This window comes from Microbacterium horticulturae, from assembly GCF_029094505.1.
GTDB classification, from domain to species: Bacteria; Actinomycetota; Actinomycetes; order Actinomycetales; family Microbacteriaceae; genus Microbacterium; species Microbacterium horticulturae.
The window spans coordinates 2,896,103-2,920,553 of record NZ_CP119108.1; the positions used below are offsets into that span (position 1 = coordinate 2,896,103).

Here is a 24,451-nt window from a genome sequence, read left to right on the forward strand (position 1 = left end):
GCGACTCGGCTGTGGTCGCCGCGCAGCGGCGCCTTCTCGGGCGCACCGACACATCCTCCAGACGCGTTGAACTTCCCGCTCACACAGCTCGGAGGGGCTGTGTGAACCGGAAGTTCAATGCGCTTTTCGAACGGTCCGAGGCTCGAACGACTCGCCTGTTGTGGCCGCGGCCGCACATCGCGAAAGCCCGATCAGCGATTCTCGAACGACGGCGCACGCTTCTCGCGGAAGGCCGCCATCCCCTCCTTCTGGTCCTGCGTATCGAAGAGCCCCGCGAACGCCTGCTTCTCGAAGCGCAGGCCCTCGGCGAGGGTCGTCTCCATCGCGGCATCCAGCGCCGCCTTCGCGGCGAAGACCGACGGCAGCGACTTCGACGCGATCGTGTCGGCGACCTTGCCGGCCTCGTCGAGCAGGTCGGCCGCGGGCACGACGCGCGAGACGAGCCCGGCGCGCTCGGCCTCTTCGGCGCCCATCAGACGTCCCGTGAGCACGAGCTCGGCGGCCTTGTAATATCCGACCGCGCGAATGAGCCGCTGCGTGCCGCCCATCCCGGGGATCACTGCGAGGTTGATCTCGGGCTGCCCGAACTTCGCGGTGTCGGCGGCGAGGATGATGTCGCACATCATCGCCAGCTCGCACCCGCCGCCCAGCGCGTAGCCGCTGACCGCCGCGATCACCGGTGTGCGCACGCCCGCGAACTCGGCCCAGCCGCCGAAGTGGTCGCCCATGATCATGTCGAGCGACGACTTCGACTCCATCTCCTTGATGTCGGCGCCCGCAGCGAAGGCGCGCTCGGAACCGGTGACGACGATGGCGCCGATAACGGGGTCGCGGTCGAACGCGGTCGCGGCGGCGACGACGTCGGCGCAGACCTGCGAGTTCAGCGCATTGAGGGCTTCGGGTCGATTGAGGGTGATCCACCCGACGCGTCCTCGCGTCTCGGTGAGAATCGTGGCGTACTCGGTCATGCTTCCCATCGTGTCACGCGTCACGCGCCGAGCACCTCGCGGCCGATGATGACCCGCATGATCTCGTTCGTCCCCTCGAGGATCTGATGCACGCGCAGATCGCGCACGACCTTCTCGATGCCGTAGTCCTGCAGGTAGCCGTAGCCGCCGTGCAGCTGCAGCGCCTCGTTGGCGACCTCGAAGCCGGCGTCCGTCGCGAACCGCTTGGCCATGGCGCACTGCAGCGCGGCATCGGGTTCGCCCGCGTCGAGGGCGGCTGCGGCATCCCGCACCAGAGCGCGCGAGGCCCGCAGCTTGGTGGCCATGTCTGCCAGGGCGAACATGACCGCCTGGCGCTCGGCCAGCGGCTCGCCGAAGGTGAACCGCTCGTGCACGTAGCGGATCGCGCGGTCCATCGCCCACTGTGCGCCGCCGATCGAGCACGCGGCGACGTTGAGGCGGCCGCCGTTGAGCGCCTGCATCGCGATCTTGAAGCCCTTGCCCACCTCGCCGAGCACGGCGGTGGCCGGTACCCGCACCTCGTCGAAGATCACCTGTCGGGTGGGCTGCGCGTTCCAGCCCATCTTCTTCTCGTTCGCGCCGAAACTCAGGCCGGGCAGACCGTCGGGCACGACGAACGCGGTGATGCCGCGGGCCCCCGCCTCTCCCGTGCGCGCCATGACCACGTAGACGTCGGCCTCGCCGCCACCCGAGATGAACTGCTTCACGCCGGTGAGGACGTACTCGTCGCCCTGCCGGATCGCGGACGTCGTCAGGGCCGCGGCATCCGACCCCACTCCCGGCTCGGTGAGGCAATAAGCGCCGAGCGCGCTCATCGCGGTCAGGCGCGGCAGCCAGGTCTGCCGCTGCTCGTCGGTGCCGAAGGTGTCGATCATCCAGCCCACCATGTTGTGGATGCTGATGTAGGCCGAGATCGTCGGGTCGCCCTGGGCGAGCTCCTCGAAGATCGCGACGGCCTCGGTGCGCCCGAGGCCGGTGCCGCCGATGTCATCGCGCACGTAGACGCCGCCGAGACCCAGCTCACCCGCGCGCTGGATGACATCGCGGGGAAAGTGCTTGTTCTGATCCCACTCCTGCGCGTGCGGCGCGAGCTCCGTCTCGGCGAACTCGCGCACGGCCTCGAGGATCGCGCGGCGTTCTTCGGTCGTCGTCATGCTCATGGCAGCCCCTGTCGATCGCCCCCGCGCAACGTCATCGTGTGACCACGAGGGGATGCCGCCTCCGGCATCGCCTCCATTTTACATGGACGTCCTACTAAATGCGCGGGCGCCCATGCATCGGCGAATCGGGCCCCACCGAAAGCGGTGAGAGTGCAGCTGGTGGACGAAAGAGCGGGTGCTTCCCTACTCCTCGTCCACCCACTGCACTCTCAGCGCTCGAGGCGGCGCGCCCCCGGCGTGCCTCCACGTTCCCCGCCACGCCTCGCCGCCTTCGGTCGTCACGGATTACCGTTTTCGCTGCTCAAAACCGTCATCTGTGACGACCGAAGCCGGCCCGCAGAGGTTCGGTCGTCACAGATGACCAGTTCAGCGTGAAGAATCGGTAATCCGTGACGACTGAGCACGGGGGCGTGATCGAGGGGGTGGATGCCGCGGGCCCGCGCCTGCCGAGGCCCTGCAGTTACGGACTGTTGAAGAAGACGAGGCGGGATGCCGCGGGGCGCGTCAGCCGGCGGCCTCCTCGGGGCGGTCGGCGGCCGCGGCGGTCGCGGAATCGGGAACATATCCTTCGATGTGCCGCTCGTCCGAGCCGTTGTACGCCGAGAGCGGCCGGATCAGCGCGTTCGAGGCCTGCTGCTCCATGATGTGCGCGGTCCAGCCGGTGATGCGCGCCGCGACGAACAGCGGCGTGAATGTGAGCGTGTCGAACCCGATGAGGTTGTATGCCGGACCGGACGGATAGTCGAGGTTCGGGTAGATGCCCTTGCGCCCGACGAACTCGCTCTCGAGCGCGTCGTACAGCGCGAGCACGTCGGGCCGGTCGTAGTGCGCGACCAGGCTGTCGAGCGCGGCCTTCATCGTGGGCACCCGCGAGTCGCCGCGCTTGTAGACGCGATGCCCGAAGCCCATGATCTTGCGCTTCCGGGCCAGGGCGTCATCCAGCCACGTCGTGACCCGGTCGGCCGAACCGATCTCGTCAAAGATGTGCAGAACGGCCTCGTTGGCGCCACCGTGCAGCGGCCCCTTCAGCGCACCCACCGCACCGGTCACGGCCGAGTACAGGTCCGACAACGTCGAGGCGATGACCCGCGCCGTGAACGTCGACGCGTTGAAGGAGTGCTCGGCGTAAAGGATCATCGAGCGGTTGAAGGCATCGACGACGACGGGGTCGGCCTCCTCGCCGAAGGTCATCCAGAGGAAGTTCGCCGCGTAGTCGAGGTCGTCACGCGCCGCGACGGCGTCCTGCCCACGACGCCGGCGCTGGCCGTACGCGACGATCGCCGGAAGGGCCGCGAACAGACGGATACTGCGATCAAGGTTCTCTTCGGGGGTCCCGACGGCGTCCATCACGTTGCCGATGCCCGCGAGGTCGGCGGCGCCGATCACCGACACGGCGGTGCGCACCTCGTCCATGGGGTGGGCCTCGACCGGCAGCAGGTCGATGGCCGCCTTCACATCGTCGGTGAGCGCACGGCGCTCGCGCTCGGTGGCGCGCAACTGCGCGAGCTGCGTCTCGCTCGGCAGCTCGCCATGCCACAGCAGATACGCGACGGCCTCGAACGGCTGCGTCGCCGCGAGCTCGTGCACCGGATACCCGCGGTACAGCAGCGAGTTGGTGTCGGGGTTGACCTTGCTGATCGCGGTGTAGTCGACGGTGACCCCGGCAAGGCCCTTCTTGATCTCAGTGTCGGTCATGGCTCTCCTTAGCGGGCGATCTGGAAGTTGAAGACGCTGGTGTCGAAGTGGTTGTACGCCTCGTAGTCCACCAGATCGTAGAGGTCGGCGCGATGCTGCATCTCACCCAGCTTGCTCGTGAGATGGCCCTCGTCGATGAGCGTGTCGAGAGCGCGGGATGCCGCGCCCATGGCGATCCGCAGCAGCGAGACCGGCCAGATCACGATGTTCACCCCGACGCTGCGCAGCTGCTCGACGCTGAAGAGATCGCTCTTGCCGAACTCGGTCATGTTCGCGAGGATCGGCACGTCGACGGCATCCCGCATCGCGGCGAACTCGTCGAGAGTGCGCATCGCCTCCGGGAAGATAGCGTCGGCACCGGCATCCACGAGTGCCTTCGCCCTGTCTTTCGCGGCATCCAGTCCGTCCACGGCACGGATGTCGGTGCGGGCCATGATGAGGAAGTTCGGGTCGCGGCGCGCGTCGGCGGCGGCGCGGATGCGCTTGATGGCCGTGCCCTCGTCGACGACCTGCTTGCCGTCGAGGTGACCACAGCGCTTGGGGTTGATCTGGTCTTCGATGTGCGTGCCGGCCAGGCCCGCGTCTTCGAGTGTCTGGATCGTGCGGGCGACGTTCATCGGCTCGCCGAAGCCGGTGTCGGCGTCGATGATCGCGGGCAGCTCGGTCATGCGCGCTATCTGCTGGCCTCTGCCGGCGACCTCGGTCAGCGTCGTCAGGCCGATGTCGGGCAGACCGAGGTCTGCCGAGAGCACAGCGCCCGAGATGTAGACGCCCTCGAAGCCCTTGCGCTCGATGAGCCGTGCCGACAGCGGATTGAACGCCCCGGGAAAGCGCAGCAGCTCACCGCTCGCGAGCCGCTCGCGGAACAGGCGCCTCTTCTCGGCGGCCGGAGTCTTGGCGTACAGCATCAGAACGCGCTCTCTTCCCGCATCGACGCCCCGTCACGGGGCGCCGGCGCCATCCAGGGTTCGGAGGATCGCGCGTACTTCGGACGATGTGCGCCGAATGGGCCGAACATGGGGTGATCGTCCGAAGTCTGTGTGCGCCGCTCCATCAGAACAGCCCCTTCGGCGCAGGCGCCGTGGCCAGCACGCCGGGCTTGGCGACGATCGTGAGCTGCTGCACCTCTTCGGCGCTCAGCTCGGGCAGGCGCTGGGCGAGCTCGAGGAACCGCTCGATCTCGTCGGGCTCGAGCACCGGCTCGGCCAGCATCCGGAACTTGCGAATGTAGTCCTCGCGCGCGAACGGCCGGGCGCCCAGAGGGTGCGCGTCGGCCAAGGCGATCTCTTCGACGATCTTTCCCCCGTCGGCGAAGGTGATCTCCACGCGTCCGCCGAACGCCTTCTCGTTCGGGTCTTCGGAGTGGTAGCGGCGCGTCCACTCTTCGTCCTCGGCGGTGGTGACCTTCTTCCACAGTGCGACGGTGTCGTCGCGTTGCGCACGCTCGGGAGCGTACGAGTCGACGTGGTGCCACGCGCCGTCTTGCAGGGCGACCGTGAAGATGTACGGGATCGAATGGTCGAGCGTCTCGCGCGACGCGCGCGGGTCGTACTTCTGCGGATCGTTCGCGCCCGAGCCGATGACGTAGTGCGTGTGGTGGCTGGTGTGCAGCACGATCGAGGCGATGTTGTCGGGCTCGAACGCCTCGGCGGGGTGTTCGTTGTGCAGCTTGCGAGCCAGGTCGATCCAGGCCTGCGCCTGGTACTCGGCCGAGTGCTCCTTGGTGAACGAGTCGAGGATGGCGCGCTTCGACTCACCGCCACCCGGCAGGGGCACGTCGTATGCGGCATCCGGGCCGTCCAACAGCCAGGCGATGACCCCGTCTTCGCCCTCGTAGATCGGGCTGGGGCTGGTCTCGCCGCGCATCGCACGGTCGACGGCCTCGACCGCCATCTTGCCGGCGAACGCGGGCGCGTGCGCCTTCCAGCTCGAGATCTCGCCCTTGCGCGACTGTCGGGTGGCGGTGGTCGTGTGCAGCGCCTGGCCGACCGCCTGGTAGATGGTCTGCACCGGCAGGCCGAGGAGGGTCCCGATACCCGCGGCTGCCGAGGGGCCGAGGTGCGCCACGTGGTCGATCTTGTGCTTGTGCAGGCTGATCACGCGGGTCAGGTCGATCTGTATCTCGTACCCCGTCGCGATCCCGCGCACGAGCGCCGCACCATCCTTGGCCGCGTGCTGCGCGACCGCGAGGATCGGCGGGATGTTGTCACCCGGATGCGAGTACTCGGCCGCGAGGAACGTGTCGTGGTAGTCGAGCTCGCGCACGGCCACGCCGTTGGCCCACGCCGCCCACTCCGGGCTCGTGCGGCGGTCGAGCGCGCACCCGAAGACGGTCGAGCCGTCGCCCGAGACCGACACGGCGTGGTCGAGGGCCTGCTGGCGCGCCGCGCTCACGGGCTTTCGGGTGAGGGATGCCGCGGCCACGGCCGCATTGTCGATCACACGGTTGATGATCATGTCGACGACGTCATCATCGACCGGAATGGGGTCTGCGGCGACCTCGGCGATCTTGTAAGCGAGCTGCTGGTCGCGGGGCAGCTCTTCTTCGCTCTTGTAGACGCGAACGTGGTGCGTGACGGTCATGCTGCTCCTTGTTCCGAGGCCACGGAGGCGAGGATGCTCTCCAGGGCATTGTGCAGATGGATGTGGGTCGCGTGCGCGGCGAGCTCTTCGTCACCGGCCGCGATCGCGTGGGAGATGAGCTTGTGCTCGGAGACGGCTGCGGCGAGCCGCTCGGGGTTCTCGCGTGCCATGCGCCGCACCCGCACGAGGTGTGTGCGGATAGTGCGCAGCGCCGAGGTCAGGTAGTCGTTGGCGACGGCCTCGTCGAGTGCCGCGTCGAACCGGCCGAACAGCTCGCGGTACGCGTCGGGGGCGTTGGTCTCGCCGATACGGACGGCGGCGAAGCCTTCCGCGAGAGAGGCGAAGTTCGCGGCATCCGCCCGCCGCGCGGCCAAGCGTGCTGCCGTCTCTTCCAACGCACGGCGCATCTCGAAGATCTCGCGGATGTCGCCGGCATCGATCTCGCTGACCACGGTCACGCGCGGCGACTGCTGCACGACGAGGCCGTCGGCGGCAAGGCGCCCGATGGCCTCACGCAGCGGGGTGCGGCTGACGCCCAGGCGCGCCGCCTGCTCGACCTCGCCGAGAACGGCGCCCGGTGCGAGCACGCCTGACTGGATCTCGTCGAGGAGGATGCCGTAAGCACGGTCGCTGGCGCGCATACGCTCCCTCCCTCGATGGCTTCGCAGCTAGTGTATGCATAATCCGCGTGGATCGCCATTCAGTCGACGCCTGTCTGCCCATAGCGTATACATTCATCCGGCAGTCGACAGCCGATCTAGAGTGAGGACATGTCTGCTGCTGTCATCGTCGACGCTGTTCGCACCCCGTCCGGGCGGGGCAAGCTGGGGGGCGCCCTGTCGGGGGTGCATCCGGTGGATCTGGGGGCGCTGGTGCTCTCCTCGATCCTGGAACGCAACGGGTTGGAATCCAGCCAGATCGATGACGTGCTGATGGGATGCGTCAGCCAGATCGGTGATCAGTCGGTCAACCTCGCACGCAATGCGGTGCTGGCGGCCGGATTCGACGAGACGGTGCCCGCAACCACGATCGACCGGCAGTGCGGATCGAGCCAGCAGGCAGCGCACTTCGCAGCGCAGGGCGTGATCGCCGGCGCGTACGACGTCGTCATCGCCGGCGGGGTCGAATCGATGAGCCGGGTACCGCTCGGCTCGTCCGCGGCAGGCGGCTCGCCGACCTCACCGCGGATGCGGGAGCGCTACCCGGACGGGCTGGTGAACCAGGGCGTATCGGCCGAACTCATCGCCGCGAGATGGGGGTTCGACCGCCACACCCTCGACGCCTTCTCGGCAGAGTCGCACCGCCGCGCCGCCGCCGCGTGGGAGGCGCACCGGTTCGACCGCGAGCTGATCCCCGTGCCGGTCGAGGGCGGCGAGGTCGCCGTCGATGAGACCGTCCGCGCCGGCACCACCGTTGAGAAGCTCGCCGGACTTGCGGCATCCTTCCGTGACGACGACACCGCCGCGCGATTCCCTCAGATCGGCTGGAACATCACCCCCGGCAACTCCTCGCCGCTGACCGACGGGGCCTCTGCCCTGCTGATCATGAGCGAAGACAAGGCCGGCGAGCTCGGCCTGACCCCGCGGGCGCGGTTCCATTCGTTCGCGGTCGTCGGCGACGACCCGCTCTACATGCTGACCGGTCCGATCCCCGCCACGAAGAAGGTCCTCGACCGCGCGGGCCTTTCCATCGACGACATCGACGCGTACGAGGTCAACGAGGCCTTCGCCCCCGTGCCACTGGCCTGGGCGCACGAGACCGGCGCCGACCCGGCCAAATTGAACCCCTGGGGCGGCGCGATCGCGCTCGGCCATCCACTCGGTGCCACCGGCGCGCGCCTCATGGGCACATTGCTCTCGTACCTGGAGGCCACCGGCGGCCGCTACGGCCTGCAGACCATGTGCGAAGGTGGCGGCATGGCCAACGCCACCGTCATCGAGAGGCTCTGAGCGCACCCGGTCAGCGGCGTCGCGCGTTCACAACTCATCCAATCCGCGCCGTCAGGGGGGTGGATGCCGCGGCTCGAGGCTGCTCGACGCCCAGATCGACTGAGTCCTGCCCGGCACCCGCACCGCGACCTCACGCTGTGGGCGGGCGGCAGCCCACACAGCGGGGGCGTGGCGCCTTCACAGACACCACGCCCCTACAGCGGCCGAGTGCGTCAGCTCGCCGCGACCGGCACCCGGTCGGCGTCCGCCACTCCGGAGGCCTCGGCCGCGGCATCCACCGTCTCGTCCTCGTCCGAGTCGTCGGCGAACGGCAGGCCCTCGCGCGGAGCGTTGTAGAGGTCGAGGTCGAGAATGCCCTCGCGCTTGGCGACGATCGTCGGTACGAGCGCTTGACCGGCGACGTTGATCGCCGTGCGGCCCATGTCGAGGATCGGATCGATGGCCAGCAGCAGGCCGACGCCCTCCAACGGCAGACCCAGGGTCGACAGCGTCAGGGTGAGCATCACCGTGGCCCCGGTCGTGCCGGCGGTCGCGGCCGAGCCGAACACCGAGACCACGACGATGAGGATGTACTGGATGGGCGAGAGCGTCACCCCGAAGAACTGCGCGACGAAGATCGCGGCAATGGCCGGGTAGATGGCCGCGCAGCCGTCCATCTTCGTCGTCGATCCGAACGGCACAGCGAACGATGCGTAGGCGCGCGGCACGCCGAGGTTGCGCTCGGTGACACGCTCGGTCACCGGCAGCGTACCGATCGACGAGCGGCTCACGAAGCCGAGCTGCACCGCCGGCCACACGCCCGAGAAGTACTGTTTGATCGACAGCCCGTGCGTCTTGACGAGGATCGGGTAGACGACGAACAGCACGATGCCCAGGCCGATGTACACAGCGCCGGCGAACCAGGCCAGTGACGCCAGCTTCTCCCAGCCGTAGTTGACCACGGCGCTGGCGATCAGGCCGAGGGTGCCGATCGGCGCGATGCGGATGATCCACCACAGCACCCGCTGGATGACCTTCAGGAACGACTCGACGAACGCGAGGAACGGCTCGGCCTTGCGCCCGGCCTTCAGCGCCGCGATGCCGATGGCGGCCGAGACGACGATGACCTGCAGGATGTTGAAGCTCACAGCCGAGCTGACCGCATCGCCGTCGAGCGAGCTCGACACCTGCAGCCCGAGGAAGTTCTGCGGGATGAGTCCGATGAGGAAGTTCCACCACGTGCCGACATGGCTCGGCTCACCGGCCTCGAGTCCTTCTCCCGCACGTGCGCCGGGCTTGATGACCAGACCCAGCACAATGCCGATCGACACGGCGATGAACGCCGTGATCGCGAACCAGATCAGCGTCTGGCCCGCCAGCCGCGCCGCGTTGCGCACGCGGCGGAGGTTCGAGATACTCGCGACGATCGCCGCGAACACGAGGGGCACGACGGCGGCCTTCAGCAGCGTCACGTACGACGAGCCGATGACCCCGAGCGTCGCGGTCAGGCCGTTGTCGTTGCCCTCGGCGTCGGGACCGATCGCCCGGGCCCACAGGCCGAGGGCGATACCCAGGACGAGGGCGACCAGGATCTGGAACCCGAAGTTCGTGAGGACGCGACGGACGGGGCCGCGCTCGTCCTTCTTCTTGGCGATTGCTGTGCTGCTGCTCATAGGGATTGATCGTAGGGATGCCGCGGACACCGCCGGGCGAGCGTGACGAAGAGTGACGACACGCGGCGTAATTTCGCACTATTCACAAATTCATGAACTACGCGTACACTCGTCGCTCATGACCACCGTCATCCACACAGAGTCGCTGCACAAGCACTATCGCCGCGTCCACGCACTCGATGGCCTCGACCTGAGCGTCGAGGCCGGTCAGGTGCACGGCTTCCTCGGTCCGAACGGCGCCGGCAAGACCACGACGATCCGCATTCTGCTGGGTCTCGCACGCAAGACGAGAGGCGCGGCATCCGTCTTCGGACTCGATCCCTGGAACGATGCCGTCGCCGTCCACCGGCGCACCGCCTCTGTACCCGGCGACGTGAGCGTGTGGCCCAACCTCTCCGGGGGCGAAGCCATCGACCTGCTCGCGCGCCTGCGCGGCGCCGCGCACCGCGACCGCGGGTATCGGGCCGAGCGCGACCGCCTGGCGGAGGCCTTCGACTTCGACCCGCGGCCCAAGGGCCGCAGCTATTCGAAGGGCAACCGGCAGAAGATTGCGCTCATCGCGGCGTTCGCGGTGCCCGCCGATCTGTACATCCTCGACGAGCCGACGAGCGGCCTCGATCCCCTGATGGAGGTCGCCTTCCGCGACGAGATCACCCGGGTGCGGGATGCCGGAGCCACCGTGCTCCTGTCGAGCCACATCCTCTCCGAGGTCGAGCTGCTCTGCGACCGTGTCTCGATCATTCGGGCCGGGCGCATCGTCGAGTCGGGGACCCTCGACGAGTTGCGCCACCTGACCCGCTCGGAGGTCTCGTTCGAGGCCGCCGATCTCGCCGCCCTCGAGGGCATCGCCGCCGCCCACGACGCCGCGTTCGCATCGGGCCGGGCGACGTTCACGGTCGACAGCGACGACGTCGACGCCGTGCTGCCCGAGCTCGCTCGGCGCAAGGTCTCAGGGCTGCGCATCGCGCCGCCGTCGCTCGAGGAGCTGTTCCTGCGCCACTACGGCGACGACCTGGAGAAGATCGAGGCGAGCAAGCGATGATCGGCGCCCTCCTGCGCCAGCGCTTGCGCCGCGATTGGCTGCAGCTGCTGCTGTGGATCCTCGGCACCGCGCTGATGGCCTACGCCGGCTACTCGGGTGTCACCCAGTCGTACGGCACGCTCGAAGACCGACAGAACATCCTCGCCGCCGCCCTCGCCAACCCGGTGATCCTCATGTTCCGTGGCCTGCCGTCGGGGGCGAGCGAGGGTGCGTTCCTCGCGTTCGAGGTGCTCCCCTGGCTCGCGATCCTCGCCGCGCTCATGTCGCTCTTCCTCGCCGTGCGCCACACCCGCGCCGACGAAGAGGCCGGCCGCAGCGAACTTCTGTCGGCCACCCCGGCCGCGCGCACGCTGCCGACCGTCGCGACGATCATCCACGGCATCCTCGCTGACGTCGTCCTCGCGGTGCTCACAGCCCTCGCCCTGATGTCGACGGGGCTGGATGCCGCGGGCTCGGCCCTCACCGGAGCGGCCGCCGGCGCGACGGGTATAGCGTTCTTGGGCATCGGCCTGATCGCAGCGCAGCTCATGCGCACTTCGCGCGGCGCCAACTCGCTCACCGTCTGGGTGCTCGTGGCGACGTTCCTGCTGCGGGGAATCGGCAACGCGGCAGGCACGCCCAGCGACGACCTCACGCACATCACGAGCGCGTGGCCCGCGTGGATCTCGCCGTTCGGCTGGGCCGAGCAGACCCGCCCCTACGATGCGAACAACGGGTGGCCGGTCGCGCTCGCGCTCGTCGTCGGCATCGGCCTCGCCGTGGTCGCGGCGCTGCTGCAGTCTGCGCGCGACATGGGGGCGAGCTTCATCGCGCCGCGGATGGGCCGCGTGCACGCCCGCCCCGCGCTGTCATCAACCCATGCCCTGGTCTGGCGCCTGTCGGGCGGGTCGCTGATCGGCTGGGCCGTGGGCGGCGCTCTCACCGGCATCCTCGCCACCACCCTGGGCGGCGTGATCGACCAGGTCTCGACCGAGAACCCTGCCGTGGCCGACATCCTGACGAAGATCGCCCAGTCGGGCACCCTCGACGAGGCCATGGTGACGGTCTTCTTCACGATGCTCGGGATCGTGGCGGGATGCTGCGCGGTCCAGACGGTGGCCCGCGCCCGGCAGGAAGAGTCCCATGGCACGGCCGAGCCGGTGCTTTCCACGCCGACGCGCCGCGTCGTGTGGCTGGCCGACTACCTCATCGTCGCGACCTGCGCCGTGCTGATCGTGATCGCAGCCGCGGTGGTGTTCGCGTTTGTCGGCATGGCCTCGTCGGGCGGGGGTGCTGACATCGCCCGCACCGTGCTCGTGGACGGCGCAGGGCAGGCGGTCGCGGCATCGGTGTTCACCGTCATCACCGCGCTCGTGTTCGTGCTCGCGCCGCGTGCGACGATCGGGCTCGCGTGGGCGCTACTGCTGATCGCGACGATGCTCGGCATGTTCGGGCCGCTGTTCGGCTTCCCCGACTGGACGACCAGCATCTCGCCGTTCGGCGTGACCCCGGTGGTCTCGCAAGGCGAGGTCGACGTGCGCGGGCTGTGGTGGCTGCTGCTGGCGGTCGCGGTGGGAGCCGCAGCATCCCTCACCTTCATGCGGCGGCGCGAGCTGGCGACGAACGGATAGATTCGAAGACGATGACCGAGCACCGCGCGATCGAGGCCGCCGAACGGGGAGCTGCCGTCATGGTCGCCGCCGGCATGCCGCGCATGCCCGCGCGGGTCATGATGGCCCTGATCGCCGCGCCCGAAGGCGGGTACACCGCCGGCGAGCTGTGCGAACGGCTGGGCGTGAGCGCGGCTGCGGTGTCGGGGGCGGTGCGGTATCTGCAGCAGCTGCATTTCATCCAGCGACGCACGGTGCCCGGCGAGCGCCGCGAGCGCTATGTGCTGCTCGAGGACGCCTTCTACCGGTCGGTCGTCGACAACGACCCGGTCTACACGCGGGCCGCGGCGATCCTCGACGACATGGCCGCCGAGCTCGACGACGACCCCGCCGCGCAGCAGCGCGCCGCCGACATCGCCGGATTCATGCGCTTTCTGGCCAGGCGGATGCCGCAGCTCATCGACGAGTGGGCGGTCGAACGGGCTTCCCACCCCGGCCATTGAGCCCCCGGGCGTGAGCGAGGGAAGCGAATCGGAACGGCCACCTCACGTCGGCGAACACGGCAGCGGCATCCTCGACGGCCCGCAGATGCGCATAGTGCGCGGCATCCACCCCGTAATACTCTTCGTAGTCGGCGGCGCCGTTGCTCACCGGAGTCGACAGATAGTGCCGCACCGACTCGGCGTCGATCCCCAACGCATAGCGATGCTCGCGCGAGAAGTACTCATCCTGTGCGTGCATCGCCGCCCCTCCGTCTGTGCATACCGTAGGGGATCTCCAGCGACACGACCGGGGCGGATGCCGGGGAGCGGCGTGTCGGCCAGAATCCCCGACCGTGTGCACGCTCGGAGCAGGGGGAAGAGCGTTTCGACTCGCTTCGCTCGCTCAAGGACCGGGTGAAGAGGACGCTCAACCGGGTGAAGAGAACCCTCAGCGACCGGTCGCGGCGTCCCCCTCGGGTGCGACGACGGGCACCGTGCTCGTCTCGGCTTCCAGCGCCTCTTCGAGGTCGATGTCGGCGGCCGCCTGCTCGAACTGCGCGCGATACAGGCGCCAGTACGCGCCCTCGCGAGCGATGAGCTCGTCGTGCGTGCCCTTCTCGACGATGTCGCCGTGCTCCATCACGAGGATGAGGTCCGCGTCGCGGATCGTCGAGAGCCGATGCGCGATCACGAACGAGGTGCGACCCGACCGCAGCGCCGCCATCGCGTGCTGCAGCAGCAGTTCGGTGCGGGTGTCGACCGAGCTGGTCGCCTCGTCGAGGATCAACACCGACGGCTGCGCGACGAACGCGCGCGCGATCGTGATCAGCTGCTTCTCGCCCGCCGAGACGTTCGAGGCGTCCTCGTCGAGCACGGTGTCGTAGCCGTCGGGCAGCGAGCGCACGAAGGTGTCCACACGCGTCGCGGTCGCGGCATCCACGATCTCTTCATCGGTGGCCGACTGCCGGCCGTAGCGGATGTTCTCACGGATGGTGCCGGCGAACAGCCACGGGTCCTGCAGGACCATTCCGGTGCGCGTGCGCACATCGTCACGGGTGAGGGATGCCACATCCTGCCCGTCGAGCAGGATCCGCCCTCCGTCCAGCTCGTAGAACCGCATGAGCAGGTTCACCAGCGTGGTCTTGCCCGCACCGGTCGGCCCCACGATCGCGACCGTCTGACCGGGCTCGACGCGGAACGACAGGTCGCTGATCAGCGGCTGCTCGGGGTCGTACGAGAACTTCACGTGCTCGAACTCGATCACTCCACGCCCGGGCTGGTACGCCGGCGCGTCAGGGTCGTCGGGGTCTTGCTCTTCGGCATCGAGCAGGTCGAAGACCCGCTCAGCCGACGCGGTGCCCGACTGCACGACCGCGGCCATGCCGCCCAGCTCGCTCAGCGGCTGCGTGAACTGCTGCGAGTACTGGATGAAGGCCTGCACATCGCCGAGCCGCAGATTGCCCGAGGCTACCATCAGGCCGCCCAGCACCGCGATGCCGACGTAGCTCAGGCTGCCGATGAAGGTCATGCCCGGCATGATGATGCCTGACAGGAACTGCGCCTTGAACGAGGCCTGGAAGAGCTCTTCGTTCTCCTCGGCGAACTGCGCGCGCGAAGAGGCGTCGCGGCCGAAGACCTGCACCAGCGCATGCCCCGAGAACGACTCCTCGACCCGGGCGTTCAGCCGCCCGACCTTGCGCCACTGCGTCTTGAACGCCTTCTGCGACTTCGGACCGATGACACCGAAGATCACCGCCATCAGCGGCAGAGCGACCAGGGCCACCAGCGCCAGCTGCCACGAGATCGAGAACATCATGACGAGCACGCCGACCACGGTCAGCACGCTCGTGAGCGCGCCCGACAGGGATTGCTGCATGGTCTGCGTGATGTTGTCGATGTCGTTGGTGACGCGCGAGATCAGCTCGCCGCGTTGCACCTTGTCGAAGTATGAGAGCGGCAGCCGATTGAGCTTGGCTTCGACGTCTTCACGCAGCTGCCACATGGTGCGCACCATGATGATGTTGATCACGTACCCCTGCACCCAGCTGAGCAGGGCCGACACCACGTAGATCGCCATCACCGCGATGATGACTCCGCGCAGGCGGTCGAAGTCGATCCCGGCGCCGACCTGGAAGTTCGACATCGCCGCGACCATGTTCGCGATCTCGCCTTGCCCTGCGGCCCGCAGCGCCTCGACCACCTGGTCTTGGGTGGCGGATGCCGGGAACTGGTCGCCCAGCACGGAGGAGATGACGCCCTCGAAGATGATGTTCGTCGCCTCGCCGAGCACCTTGGGCGCGATCACGGCGAGCACGACGCCGATCGCCCCGGCGAGCGACACGAGCGAGAAGCCGACCCAGTGGGGCTTCAGCAGCCCGATCATCCGGACGAAGCTCTCGCGGAAGTTCGCGGCCTTGCCGGGTGCGACGCCGCCGCTCCAGTCGTCGGAGTTCAGCCGCGCCTGCTCGGCGAGCTCCTCTTCGAGGCGCTCTTCTTCGGTCTGCAGATCGGGAGTGCTCATGCCTGCACCCCCAGCTGCGAGTCGACGATCTCTTTGTAGGTGTCGCAACTCTCGAGCAGCTCGTCGTGGGTACCCACACCCACCATGCGCCCGGCCTCGAGCACGACGATGCGGTCGGCATCGGTGATGGTCGACACACGCTGTGCCACGACGATCTTGGTGACGTGCGGCATCCGGTGCCACAGCGCCTTGCGCAGCGCGGCGTCGGTCGACAGATCGAGCGCTGAGAACGAGTCGTCGAAGACGAGCACCTCGGGTTGGTGCACGATGGCCCGCGCGATGGCGAGCCGCTGCCGCTGCCCGCCCGACACGTTTGTGCCGCCCTGGGCGATGCGCGCAGCCAGGCCCCCGTCCTTCTCGGCGACGAAGTCGCGGGCCTGCGCGATCTCGAGGGCCTCCCACAGCTCGGCGTCGGTGGCCTCTTCGCGGCCGAAGCGCAGATTCGAGGCGATGGTCCCGGTGAACAGGAACGGGCGCTGCGGCACCAGGCCGATGCCCTGCCACATCGCGTCGAGGTCGGCCTCGCGCACATCGACACCCGCGACGCGCACGGCGCCGCCGGTCACGTCGAACAGGCGCGGGATCAGTGAGACCAGCGTGGTCTTGCCCGACCCGGTCGACCCGACGATCGCGACGGTCTCGCCGGGCTCTGCGCGGAACGAGATGTCCTGCAGCACCGGCTGGTCGGCACCCGGGTAGGCGAAGGTCACGTCGTCGAATTCCACGGTGCCGGGCGCGGTGAAATCGCCGACCGGGTTCTCAGGGCGGGCCAGCGAGCTGTCGGTGTCCAGCACCTCGCCGATGCGCTCGGCCGACACCGCCGCGCGCGGGATCATGATCGTCATGAAGCTGGCCATCAGCACGCCCATGAGGATCTGGCCGATGTACTGCATGAACGCGAACAGGGTGCCGATGGGCAGGTCGCGGTCGTGCACGGCGAGTCCGCCGAACCAGATCACGCCCACGACAGTGAGGTTGAGCACGAGCATCGCCAGCGGGAACAGCAGCACGAACAGCGAGCCGACCTTGCGGCCGACGACCATGATGTCGGTGTTCGCTCCGCGGAAGCGCTCCTCCTCGATGCGCTCGCGCACGAATGCGCGCACGACACGCACGCCGCTCAGCTGCTCGCGCATGATGCGGTTGACCGCGTCGAGCCGCGTCTGGAAGCTGCGGAACAACGGCACCATCCGGCTGATCACAAGCGCTGCGAGCACGAGCAGGATCGGCACCGACACCGCGATCAGCCAGCTCAGGCCGACATCCTGGCGCAGCGCCATGATGACGCCGCCGATCGCCAGCAGCGGCGCGGTCACGAGCATCGTCGCGCCCATCATCGCGAGCATCTGCACCTGCTGCACGTCGTTCGTGTTGCGGGTGATGAGCGACCCGGCTCCGAACGTCGAGATCTCGCGCTCGGAGAACGAGCTGACCCGGTCGTAGACGTCGCGGCGGATGTCACGGCCGGCGGCCATCGCCGCCCGCGCCGCGAAGAAGGTGGCGATGACGGAGGCCACGATCTGGCCGAGCGAGATCAGCAGCATGAACGCGCCATGGGTCCAGATGAACCCGGTGTCACCGGTGGCCACGCCCTTGTCGATGATGTCGGCGTTCAGGCGCGGCAGGTACAGCTGCGCCATCGCCGATGCGAACTGGAAGACGAGCACGCCCAGCAGCAGCCAGCGATACGTCGTGAGATAGCGGAAGAGGATTTTGCCGAGCACGGAGGACTCCAGAAGAGGATCGCGCGAATGCGCGGATGAACAAGCATGCCACGGACTTGCGGCACTCCGCTACACGGAGTTCAGGAGGGCATCGAGCGCAGGGCGCTGCCCCTTCACGAGGCGCGGGCGCGCGGCATCCAGCGTCATCCATTCGACCCGGTCGATCTCTGGGAACTCCGCCCGCCTGCCTGACCGCGGAGGCCACTCCATCTCGAAGGTGCCGAAGAGGAATCGGGATGCCGTGAACCCCGCGCCGTCGACGGCGAACACCGTGACCCGCTTGCCGGATGAGTACGCCCAGGTGCCGAGCTCGTCGTACGGCCCTTCGGGCGGATCGACGCCCAGCTCTTCGCGAAACTCGCGAACCGCGGCATCCACCGGTTCTTCCGTCTCGGCGTCGAACTCGCCCTTCGGGATCGACCACGCCGCCTCGTCCTTGCGCGCCCAGAACGGTCCGCCCATGTGTGCGATGAACACCTCGAGCACGCCGCCGACCCGACGGTGCAGCAGCAGCCCCGCGCTGCGGATCATCAGCCCAGGCGTGCCTTCGGCGAGACCTCGTAGGTGTTCTGCGGGTCTCGTTCCACGATGTCGCCGAGTGCCTCGTCGATCGCCGTCATGACGTCGGTGTCGAGCTTGACTCCCGAGGCTGCGACGTTCGACGCTATCTGCTCGGGGCGGGATGCCCCCACCAGCGCCGCCGCGACGTTGGTGTTCTGCAGCACCCAGGCGATGGCCAGCTGCGGCATCGTCAGCCCGCAGTCACTCGCGATCGGCTCCAGCCGCTGCACGGCGGTGAGCACATCGTCGCGCAGGAAGCGCTGGATGAAGTGCGCGCCGCTCTTCTCGTCGGTCGCACGCGAGCCCTCGGGCACCGGCTGACCGGGCAGGTACTTGCCCGACAGCACGCCCTGCGCCATCGGCGACCAGACGATCTGCGAGATGCCGAGCTCTTCACTGGCGGGTACGACCTTGTCTTCGATCACGCGCCACAGCATCGAGTACTGCGGCTGGTTCGAGATGAAGGGAACGTGCAGTTCCTTCGCCAGCGCGGCGCCCTCGCGCAGCTGCTCGGCGGTCCACTCGCTCACGCCGATGTAGAGCGCCTTGCCGGCGCGCACCAGGTCGGCAAAGGCCTGCATCGTCTCTTCGAGCGGCGTCTCGTAGTCGTAGCGGTGCGCCTGGTAGAGGTCGACGTAGTCGGTGCCCAGTCGCTGCAGCGAGCCGTCGATGCTCTCGAAGATGTGCTTGCGCGAAAGCCCCGTGTCGTTCGGCCCCTTCGGACCTGTCGGAAAGTAGACCTTCGTGAAGATCTCGAGCGACGCGCGCCGCTGGCCGGCGAGCGCCTTGCCCAGCACGGTCTCGGCCGCGGTGTTCGCGTAGGTGTCGGCGGTGTCGAACGTCGTGATGCCGGCGTCGAGTGCGGCGTGCACGGTGGCGACGGCGCCCGTGTCGTCGATCTGCGACGCGTGCGTCACCCAGTTGCCGTAGGTGATCTCCGAGACCTTGAGTCCGCTGTTGCCCAGATAACGATGTTCGACCATGCCCCTACGCTAGTCGCCTCAGGCGGCGCCGCCGCTCGCGATCTCGGCCCGCTCGTCCCAGGTGCGTCGGCTCGTACGATCGAGTGCGACCTGGCGACGCATCGTCTCGGCCTTCTCGTACAGCGACGGCTCACCGTAGCTGGTGAGGACCTTCACGAGAACGGGCAGCAGCTCGATCATGAAGAAGAGCGCGGCTATGAGCCAGTGCGCCCAGGCGAGGGTGGGCTCTCTCTGCGAGAGGCGGTCGAGCGCGCTGATCTGGCTCAGCAGCCCCTCGGCCCCGGCGTTGCCGCCCGCGACCGACGCGGCCCGGTCGTCGTACGCCTTCAGCGCCTGCGTGTACTGCGTGCGCGCGGCGGGCAGTTCGTCCTGCGCCTGCTTCTTGTTCTGTGCCGCCGAGGCGTCGGCGGCCGCGGTGCTGGAGGCATCGGCCGCCGCGAGCGTGGCGTTCGCGTCCTTCAGCTTCGCAGCCAGGGCATCGTACGAGTCCTGTGCCGATGCCAGCTGCTTCTTGGCCGCATCGGCGCTCGCGCCGCTGCCGGTCACGCCGGTGCAGCCGGCGACGCTGCCCTTGCCCTGGCCGGTCAGCTCGCACTGGTACAGCGCGCGTGCCTGATCGATGACCTTCTGCTGCGCATCGAGCTTCGTGCTCAGATCGTCGACCGTCTTCTGCGCGGCGGCCGACGCCGCCGAGGTCGTGGATGTGCCTGCGACGATGCCGGTGGCCGCCTGGTCCTCGAGCTGGTTGACGCGCTTGCTCGCGGCATCCAACGCCTTCTTCTCCGGTCCGTCTGAGACGGCTTGCTGATCAGAGACGGCATTCGTGATGTTCGTGGAGGTGACCTCGCGCGCGATGTCGTTGTGGAAGACCTGCAGCACGAGCGGCTCGGCCACCACGATCCCGATGATCGCGGCCATCACGACGCGCGGAAGCGCCAGGGCGATGAGCTTGAGGATGCTCGTCGACGCCTTCATCGTCGATGTCAGGAACCGGTCGAGGTTGAAGATGATGAGCGCCCACACGAGCGCAACCGGGATGGCGACCCACACCAGCACGCCCACGCCGGTGATGAGCGCGAAGAACATCGACAGGGCCGACACGAGCGCGGTGCCGGCGAGCACGAAGAACATCTGCACGAAGCGCGACGTCTCGATCGGCACCTCGGCGAGCACCTCGGCGTCGGCGCCGCCGAGGACGGCGAGCCGGCGCGTCCACGGCAGGCGAGGCCGACGCGGGGTGAGAACGGAGGGGGTGGATGCCACGGCCGGCGCTTCGGGCTCGGGCTGCGGAGCGGGTTCGGGCTCCGGGTGGGGTGCGGGCGCACTCAGAACGTCGGTCGGCGCCTCGTCGGCGGGCTCAGGCCGCTGCTCGTCGATCGGCGGGGCGCCCCAGGGCTCGAGCGTCTGCTCCAGCGGATCGGCGGTCGCGGTCGCCGCACGAACGTCGCTCAGATACAGCGGTTCGGTCTCCTCCTGCTCGGCCTCATCGAGGACGATGCGGCCGTCGGAGCCGAAGCGGCCCGGCCTGTGGGCGGAATAAGACATCGTGCAAGAGTATGCGGGCCGTCCTGGAAGCCCGATGGGTGATGGCTCGGAGACTCATATGACCGCGCCCGGGTGACTCCACGGACGCGGTGCATTCGACTATTACATAAGCTCGATATATAATGACTTTCATGTCCGATGCAACCACCCCACGCCTCGACGTGGCACTGCTGGGGACGACCCTCGACCGGATCATCCGACTGCTGCGCCGCTCGAAGCTGCCCGGCGACCTCAGTCCGGTGGCTGCCTCGACGCTCTATACGCTCGTGCACCACGGGCCCTCCCGGCTCACCGCTCTCGCCTCGGCCGAGCACGTGACGCAGCCGGCGATGACCCAGGTGGTCACCCGGCTCGAGCAGGCGGGGCTCGTCACCCGCGCGGCAGACCCCGATGATCGCCGTGCCCTCGTCATCGACGCCACCGACGCCGGGCGCGAACTGACCGGCGCGCGCCGGGCGGCGCGCGCCGCCGTACTCGACGAGCTGGTCTCGCAGCTTCATCCCGAGGCCCGCGACACGCTCGCGGCCGCAATACCCGTGCTTGAGCAGCTCGTCGCCATCGCCGACGAGCGCGGCTCGACGCACTGAACCCCCGACAGCAAGGAGAACACCCCTCGTGGAGTCCACGTCCACTCGCACACCCAGCATGTTCCGGCAGCCGAAGGCCGTCTGGGCCGTGGCGTTCGCGTGCGTCATCTCGTTCATGGGCATCGGGTTCGTCGACCCGATCCTCCCCGCGATCGGCGAGCAGATGCACGCCTCGCACGCTCAGGTCGAGCTGCTGTTCACGAGCTATCTGCTCGTGACGGCCGTCGCCATGCTCGGCACCGGATGGGTCTCGAGCCGCATCGGCGGCAAACGCACACTCATCCTCGGCCTCATCCTCATCGTCGTCTTCGCCGCACTTGCCGGCTTCTCGCCGACCATCGGTGCCATGGTCGGCTTCCGCGCCGGTTGGGGACTGGGCAACGCCCTGTTCATCGCCACGAGCCTGGCGGTGATCGTCGGCAGCGCGAGCGGCGGCGTACGCGGTGCTATCGCCATCTACGAAGCGGCCATGGGCGTCGGCATCGCCGTCGGTCCGCTCCTGGGCGGCCTGCTGGGCTCGATCGGGTGGCAGTGGCCGTTCTTCGGCGTCTCGGTGCTGATGCTGATCGGATTGGTCGGGACGAGCGTGTTCGTCACGAACGCCCCCACCACCACGCACAAGCTCTCGCTCGCGGCTCCGCTGAAGGCTCTGCGCCACAAGGGCCTGCTCATGCTGAGCCTCGTCGCCCTGCTCTACAACTGGGCGTTCTTCACGGTGCTCGCGTATGCGCCGCTGCAGATGGGCATCAGCAATGCGGTGCTGCTGGGGATGATCTTCTTCGGCTGGGGCATCCTGGTCGCGATCTTCGCCGTGTTCGTCGCACCCCGCCTCGAGCGGCGGTTCGGTCTGGTGCCCGTCCTCGTTGCCACGTTCAGCTTCCTCACCCTCGACCTGGCCGTTGCGGCGATCTGGGCGGACATCCCCGCCGTGCTCATCGTCGCGGTGATCGTCTCGGGCGTCGCCTCGGGCTTGAACAACACCCTGGTGACGCAGGCGGTCATGGAGGTCGCCCCGGTCGAGCGCCCCGTCGCAAGCGCGGCGTACAGCTTCGTGCGGTTCTTCGGCGGCGGGCTCGCGCCTTTCGTCGCCGGCATCGTCGGCACCGCGCTGAGCGTCCACGTGCCGTTCTGGATCGCGGTGGTCGCACTGGTCATCGCGATCGTTCTCCTGATCATCTCGCGCACCATGATCACCGAAGGCGTAGCGGCCGCCGAGGCCTCTGAAGAAGAAGTGCTTCCGGTCGTCGCCGGCGACTCACCCGCCGAGCCGGTGATGCTCCTGCACGACGCGCCCACCGACGAGGGCGTGGCCAGCCACACGCGGTGACAGCCGCAAGACAGGGATGCCCCGGCTCGTACGAGTCGGGGCATCCCTGTGTCGGCTACGCCTCGATCGGCGTCGCGTCCGCGGCCTCCTGATCGGCCTCGGTGGCGACGAGCTGACCGCAGGCGCCATCGATGTCCTTGCCGCGGGTGTCGCGGATCGTGGTCGGGATGCCATGGGCCTCGAGCCGGCGTACGAACTCGTCTTGTACCGGCCGGTCAGACGCCGTCCAGACCGAGCCCGGCGTCGGATTCAGCGGAATCGGATTCACGTGCACCCACCCGCGCCCACGCGCGTTGAGCTTCTCGGCGAGCAGGTCGGCGCGCCAGCCGTGGTCGTTCATGTCTTTGATGAGGGCGTATTCGATCGACACGCGGCGCCCTGTCTTCGCGAAGTACTCGTGCGCGGCATCCAGTGCCTCGTCGACCTTCCACCGCGAGTTCACCGGGATCATCTCGTCGCGCAGCTCGTCATCAGGCGCGTGCAGCGAGAGGGCGAAGGTGACGGGGATGTCTTCGTTCGTCAGCTTGCGGATCGCCGGCACCAGCCCGACCGTGGAGATCGTGATGCCGCGTGCGCTCATGCCCAGCCCGTGCTTCTTGTCGACCATCACACGCACCGCGTGCATGACGCGAGCGTAGTTGGCCATCGGCTCACCCATGCCCATGAAGACGATGTTGGTGACGCGCTCGCCCTCGTGCCCCACGTGACGGGGGTCGCCGAGTTCGCCCTCGGCGATGGCACGGTTGGCGTGCACGACCTGCGCGACGATCTCGGCGGCCGACATGTTGCGGGTCAGGCCCGCCTGCCCGGTCGCGCAGAACGGGCAGTTCATGCCGCAGCCGGCCTGGCTCGACACACACAGCGTGATGCGGCCGGGGTAGCGCATGAGCACCGATTCGACGAGCGCCCCGTCGTGCAGCTTCCAGAGGAACTTGATCGTGTCGCCGCGGTCGGTCGACAGGCGCCGCACTTCGGTCAGCAGCGGAGGCAGCAGTGTGTGCACGAGCTCTTCGCGCCCCTCGGCCGGCAGATCGGTCATCTCGGCGGGGTCGTGCGTGTAGTGGGTGAAGAAGTGCTTCTCGAGCTGCTTGGCCCGGAATGCCGGCAGCCCGAGCTCGGTCATCTTCTCGACACGCTGTTCGGGAGTGAGGTCGGCGAAGTGTGCCGGCGGCTTGCCGCGGCGAGGGCTGGCGAACTGCAGCAGGGGCCGGCCATCGGCATCCTTCTTCTGCGTCCACCCCTCGGTGCGGGGTCGCACCTGCGCATGGGTCATGCCTTCCAGGGTACGGGAGCAGGATGCGCGGATGCTGGGGGCCTGTGCCTGGGAGAATGGACGGGTGAGACTTCTCGTTGCGGCGCTGGACGCCGAACTCGTCGCGTTCCCCGCCGAGATCCCGGGCTTCGACCGGCTCGTGACCGGACCCGGAAAGCTGCAGGCCACCTACGCGCTGACGCGCGCGCTGGATGCGACCCGCTACGACGAGGTGCTCGTCGTAGGAACGGCCGGTGCGATCGACACGCTTCTGGACCCCGAGGTCTACGACATCGATGCCGCCATCCAGCACGATGTCAGCGACATCGACGGCGTGGTCGGCCAGCATGTGTCACTGCCGGCCCGCGTGACGCTGCCCGCCGATCTCATCCGGCGACAGGCGGTCACGATCGCGACCGGTGACCACTTCGTGGACGATGCCGAGGCCGTGGCATCCATCCGCCCGCTGGGCGCTCGCCTCGTCGACATGGAGACCTACGCGTACGCGTGGGTCGCCGAGCGGTTCGGCGTGCCGATTCGCGTGCTCAAGGCCGTCTCCGACCGCGCGCAGGACGGTGCGATCACCGACTGGCGCGCCGCGGTCGCCGCGTGCAGCGACCAGCTGTGGGACGTGGTCCAGGCGGACTACGGGGTCTGACCCGGCCCACCCGCTGGCGGCCTGACCGACGAGAGGCGGGATGCCGCGGCATCCACTCTCCCGGCCTCTCGTGCGCTCGACTGGGCGGCGCGCTCGTCGCCGCTTCTGCCGCGCGGGCTTGACGTGCTCCCCGGCGTGTGCCTAGTCTGTGTCCGGCCTTGTTACCGGTAACA

At 68.5% G+C, this 24,451-nt stretch carries 21 protein-coding genes; 7 read left to right on the top strand and 14 right to left on the bottom strand.

The window, feature by feature from the left end:
* Window positions 1–191: 191 nt before the first annotated feature.
* The 6 genes from PU630_RS13730 to PU630_RS13755 form a co-directional block, all read right to left on the bottom strand.
* Window positions 192–968, bottom strand: coding sequence for an enoyl-CoA hydratase-related protein (locus tag PU630_RS13730; RefSeq protein ID WP_275277617.1), 777 nt, complete (start codon window positions 966–968; stop codon window positions 192–194).
* 20 nt (window positions 969–988) lie between these two features.
* Window positions 989–2,128 (bottom strand): acyl-CoA dehydrogenase family protein, encoded by a 1,140-nt coding sequence (locus tag PU630_RS13735; RefSeq protein ID WP_275277618.1) that lies wholly within the window; start codon window positions 2,126–2,128, stop codon window positions 989–991.
* Between the two features lie 504 nt (window positions 2,129–2,632).
* Entirely contained in the window at window positions 2,633–3,823 is a 1,191-nt protein-coding gene (locus PU630_RS13740) for a bifunctional 2-methylcitrate synthase/citrate synthase (RefSeq protein ID WP_275277619.1), read from the bottom strand.
* An 8-nt stretch (window positions 3,824–3,831) separates the two neighbouring features.
* A complete protein-coding gene (gene prpB, locus PU630_RS13745; protein WP_275277620.1) occupies window positions 3,832–4,731 on the bottom strand; it encodes a methylisocitrate lyase in 900 nt (299 codons plus the stop codon).
* Window positions 4,732–4,876: 145 nt separating this feature from the next.
* Window positions 4,877–6,406 carry an MmgE/PrpD family protein gene (locus tag PU630_RS13750; RefSeq protein WP_275277621.1) on the bottom strand — a complete coding sequence of 510 codons (1,530 nt, stop codon included), beginning with the start codon at window positions 6,404–6,406 and terminating at the stop codon, window positions 4,877–4,879.
* Entirely contained in the window at window positions 6,403–7,047 is a 645-nt protein-coding gene (locus tag PU630_RS13755) for a GntR family transcriptional regulator (RefSeq protein ID WP_275277622.1), read from the bottom strand. Before PU630_RS13755 ends, PU630_RS13750 begins: the two co-directional genes overlap by 4 nt.
* A 129-nt stretch (window positions 7,048–7,176) precedes the next feature.
* Between PU630_RS13755 and PU630_RS13760 the strand changes: the two genes are divergently transcribed.
* Window positions 7,177–8,355, top strand: coding sequence for a thiolase family protein (locus PU630_RS13760; protein ID WP_275277623.1), 1,179 nt, complete (start codon window positions 7,177–7,179; stop codon window positions 8,353–8,355).
* A 212-nt stretch (window positions 8,356–8,567) separates the two neighbouring features.
* Here the strand turns inward: PU630_RS13760 and PU630_RS13765 are convergent, their stop codons facing one another.
* Window positions 8,568–10,007, bottom strand: coding sequence for a dicarboxylate/amino acid:cation symporter (locus PU630_RS13765; RefSeq protein WP_275277624.1), 1,440 nt, complete (start codon window positions 10,005–10,007; stop codon window positions 8,568–8,570).
* 118 nt (window positions 10,008–10,125) lie between these two features.
* Between PU630_RS13765 and PU630_RS13770 the strand changes: the two genes are divergently transcribed.
* The 3 genes from PU630_RS13770 to PU630_RS13780 are packed head-to-tail and all read left to right on the top strand — an operon-like array spanning window position 10,126 to window position 13,141.
* On the top strand, window positions 10,126–11,049 hold the full coding sequence (locus PU630_RS13770; RefSeq protein WP_275277625.1) for an ABC transporter ATP-binding protein: 924 nt from the start codon (window positions 10,126–10,128) through the stop codon (window positions 11,047–11,049).
* Window positions 11,046–12,659 carry an ABC transporter permease gene (locus PU630_RS13775; RefSeq protein WP_275277626.1) on the top strand — a complete coding sequence of 538 codons (1,614 nt, stop codon included), beginning with the start codon at window positions 11,046–11,048 and terminating at the stop codon, window positions 12,657–12,659. The genes PU630_RS13770 and PU630_RS13775 overlap by 4 nt, the downstream gene beginning before the upstream one ends.
* 11 nt (window positions 12,660–12,670) lie before the next feature.
* Window positions 12,671–13,141: a GbsR/MarR family transcriptional regulator gene (locus tag PU630_RS13780; protein WP_275277627.1), complete on the top strand. Its 471-nt coding sequence runs from the start codon at window positions 12,671–12,673 to the stop codon at window positions 13,139–13,141.
* On the opposite strand, the gene PU630_RS13785 is transcribed toward PU630_RS13780, so the two are convergent.
* From PU630_RS13785 to PU630_RS13810, 6 genes are all read right to left on the bottom strand, one after another.
* Window positions 13,095–13,379, bottom strand: a complete 285-nt coding sequence (locus PU630_RS13785) for a hypothetical protein (RefSeq protein WP_275277628.1) — start codon at window positions 13,377–13,379, stop codon at window positions 13,095–13,097. The genes PU630_RS13780 and PU630_RS13785 overlap by 47 nt on opposite strands.
* A gap of 189 nt (window positions 13,380–13,568) precedes the next feature.
* On the bottom strand, window positions 13,569–15,641 hold the full coding sequence (locus tag PU630_RS13790; RefSeq protein ID WP_275277629.1) for an ABC transporter ATP-binding protein: 2,073 nt from the start codon (window positions 15,639–15,641) through the stop codon (window positions 13,569–13,571).
* The gene (locus tag PU630_RS13795) at window positions 15,638–17,365 is read right to left on the bottom strand and encodes an ABC transporter ATP-binding protein (RefSeq protein WP_275277630.1); all 1,728 of its coding nucleotides are present in this window, start codon (window positions 17,363–17,365) and stop codon (window positions 15,638–15,640) included. The genes PU630_RS13790 and PU630_RS13795 overlap by 4 nt, the downstream gene beginning before the upstream one ends.
* Before the next feature lie 69 nt (window positions 17,366–17,434).
* The gene (locus PU630_RS13800; protein WP_275280110.1) at window positions 17,435–17,899 is read right to left on the bottom strand and encodes an NUDIX hydrolase; all 465 of its coding nucleotides are present in this window, start codon (window positions 17,897–17,899) and stop codon (window positions 17,435–17,437) included.
* Complete coding sequence (locus tag PU630_RS13805) at window positions 17,896–18,909, bottom strand: aldo/keto reductase family protein (RefSeq protein WP_275277631.1); 1,014 nt, start codon at window positions 18,907–18,909, stop codon at window positions 17,896–17,898. Before PU630_RS13805 ends, PU630_RS13800 begins: the two co-directional genes overlap by 4 nt.
* Before the next feature lie 18 nt (window positions 18,910–18,927).
* Complete coding sequence (locus PU630_RS13810) at window positions 18,928–20,454, bottom strand: DUF4407 domain-containing protein (protein ID WP_275277632.1); 1,527 nt, start codon at window positions 20,452–20,454, stop codon at window positions 18,928–18,930.
* Between the two features lie 131 nt (window positions 20,455–20,585).
* Here PU630_RS13810 and PU630_RS13815 point away from each other — a divergent pair, with 131 nt between their 5' ends.
* Complete coding sequence (locus PU630_RS13815) at window positions 20,586–21,041, top strand: MarR family winged helix-turn-helix transcriptional regulator (protein WP_275277633.1); 456 nt, start codon at window positions 20,586–20,588, stop codon at window positions 21,039–21,041.
* A 28-nt stretch (window positions 21,042–21,069) separates the two neighbouring features.
* Window positions 21,070–22,368: an MFS transporter gene (locus PU630_RS13820; RefSeq protein ID WP_275277634.1), complete on the top strand. Its 1,299-nt coding sequence runs from the start codon at window positions 21,070–21,072 to the stop codon at window positions 22,366–22,368.
* A 55-nt stretch (window positions 22,369–22,423) separates the two neighbouring features.
* Here PU630_RS13820 and rlmN read toward each other — a convergent pair whose 3' ends face one another.
* Window positions 22,424–23,641 (bottom strand): dual-specificity RNA methyltransferase RlmN, encoded by a 1,218-nt coding sequence (gene rlmN, locus PU630_RS13825; protein WP_275277635.1) that lies wholly within the window; start codon window positions 23,639–23,641, stop codon window positions 22,424–22,426.
* Window positions 23,642–23,705: 64 nt separating this feature from the next.
* Here rlmN and PU630_RS13830 point away from each other — a divergent pair, with 64 nt between their 5' ends.
* Window positions 23,706–24,278 (top strand): phosphorylase family protein, encoded by a 573-nt coding sequence (locus PU630_RS13830; RefSeq protein WP_275277636.1) that lies wholly within the window; start codon window positions 23,706–23,708, stop codon window positions 24,276–24,278.
* Window positions 24,279–24,451 lie beyond the last annotated feature (173 nt).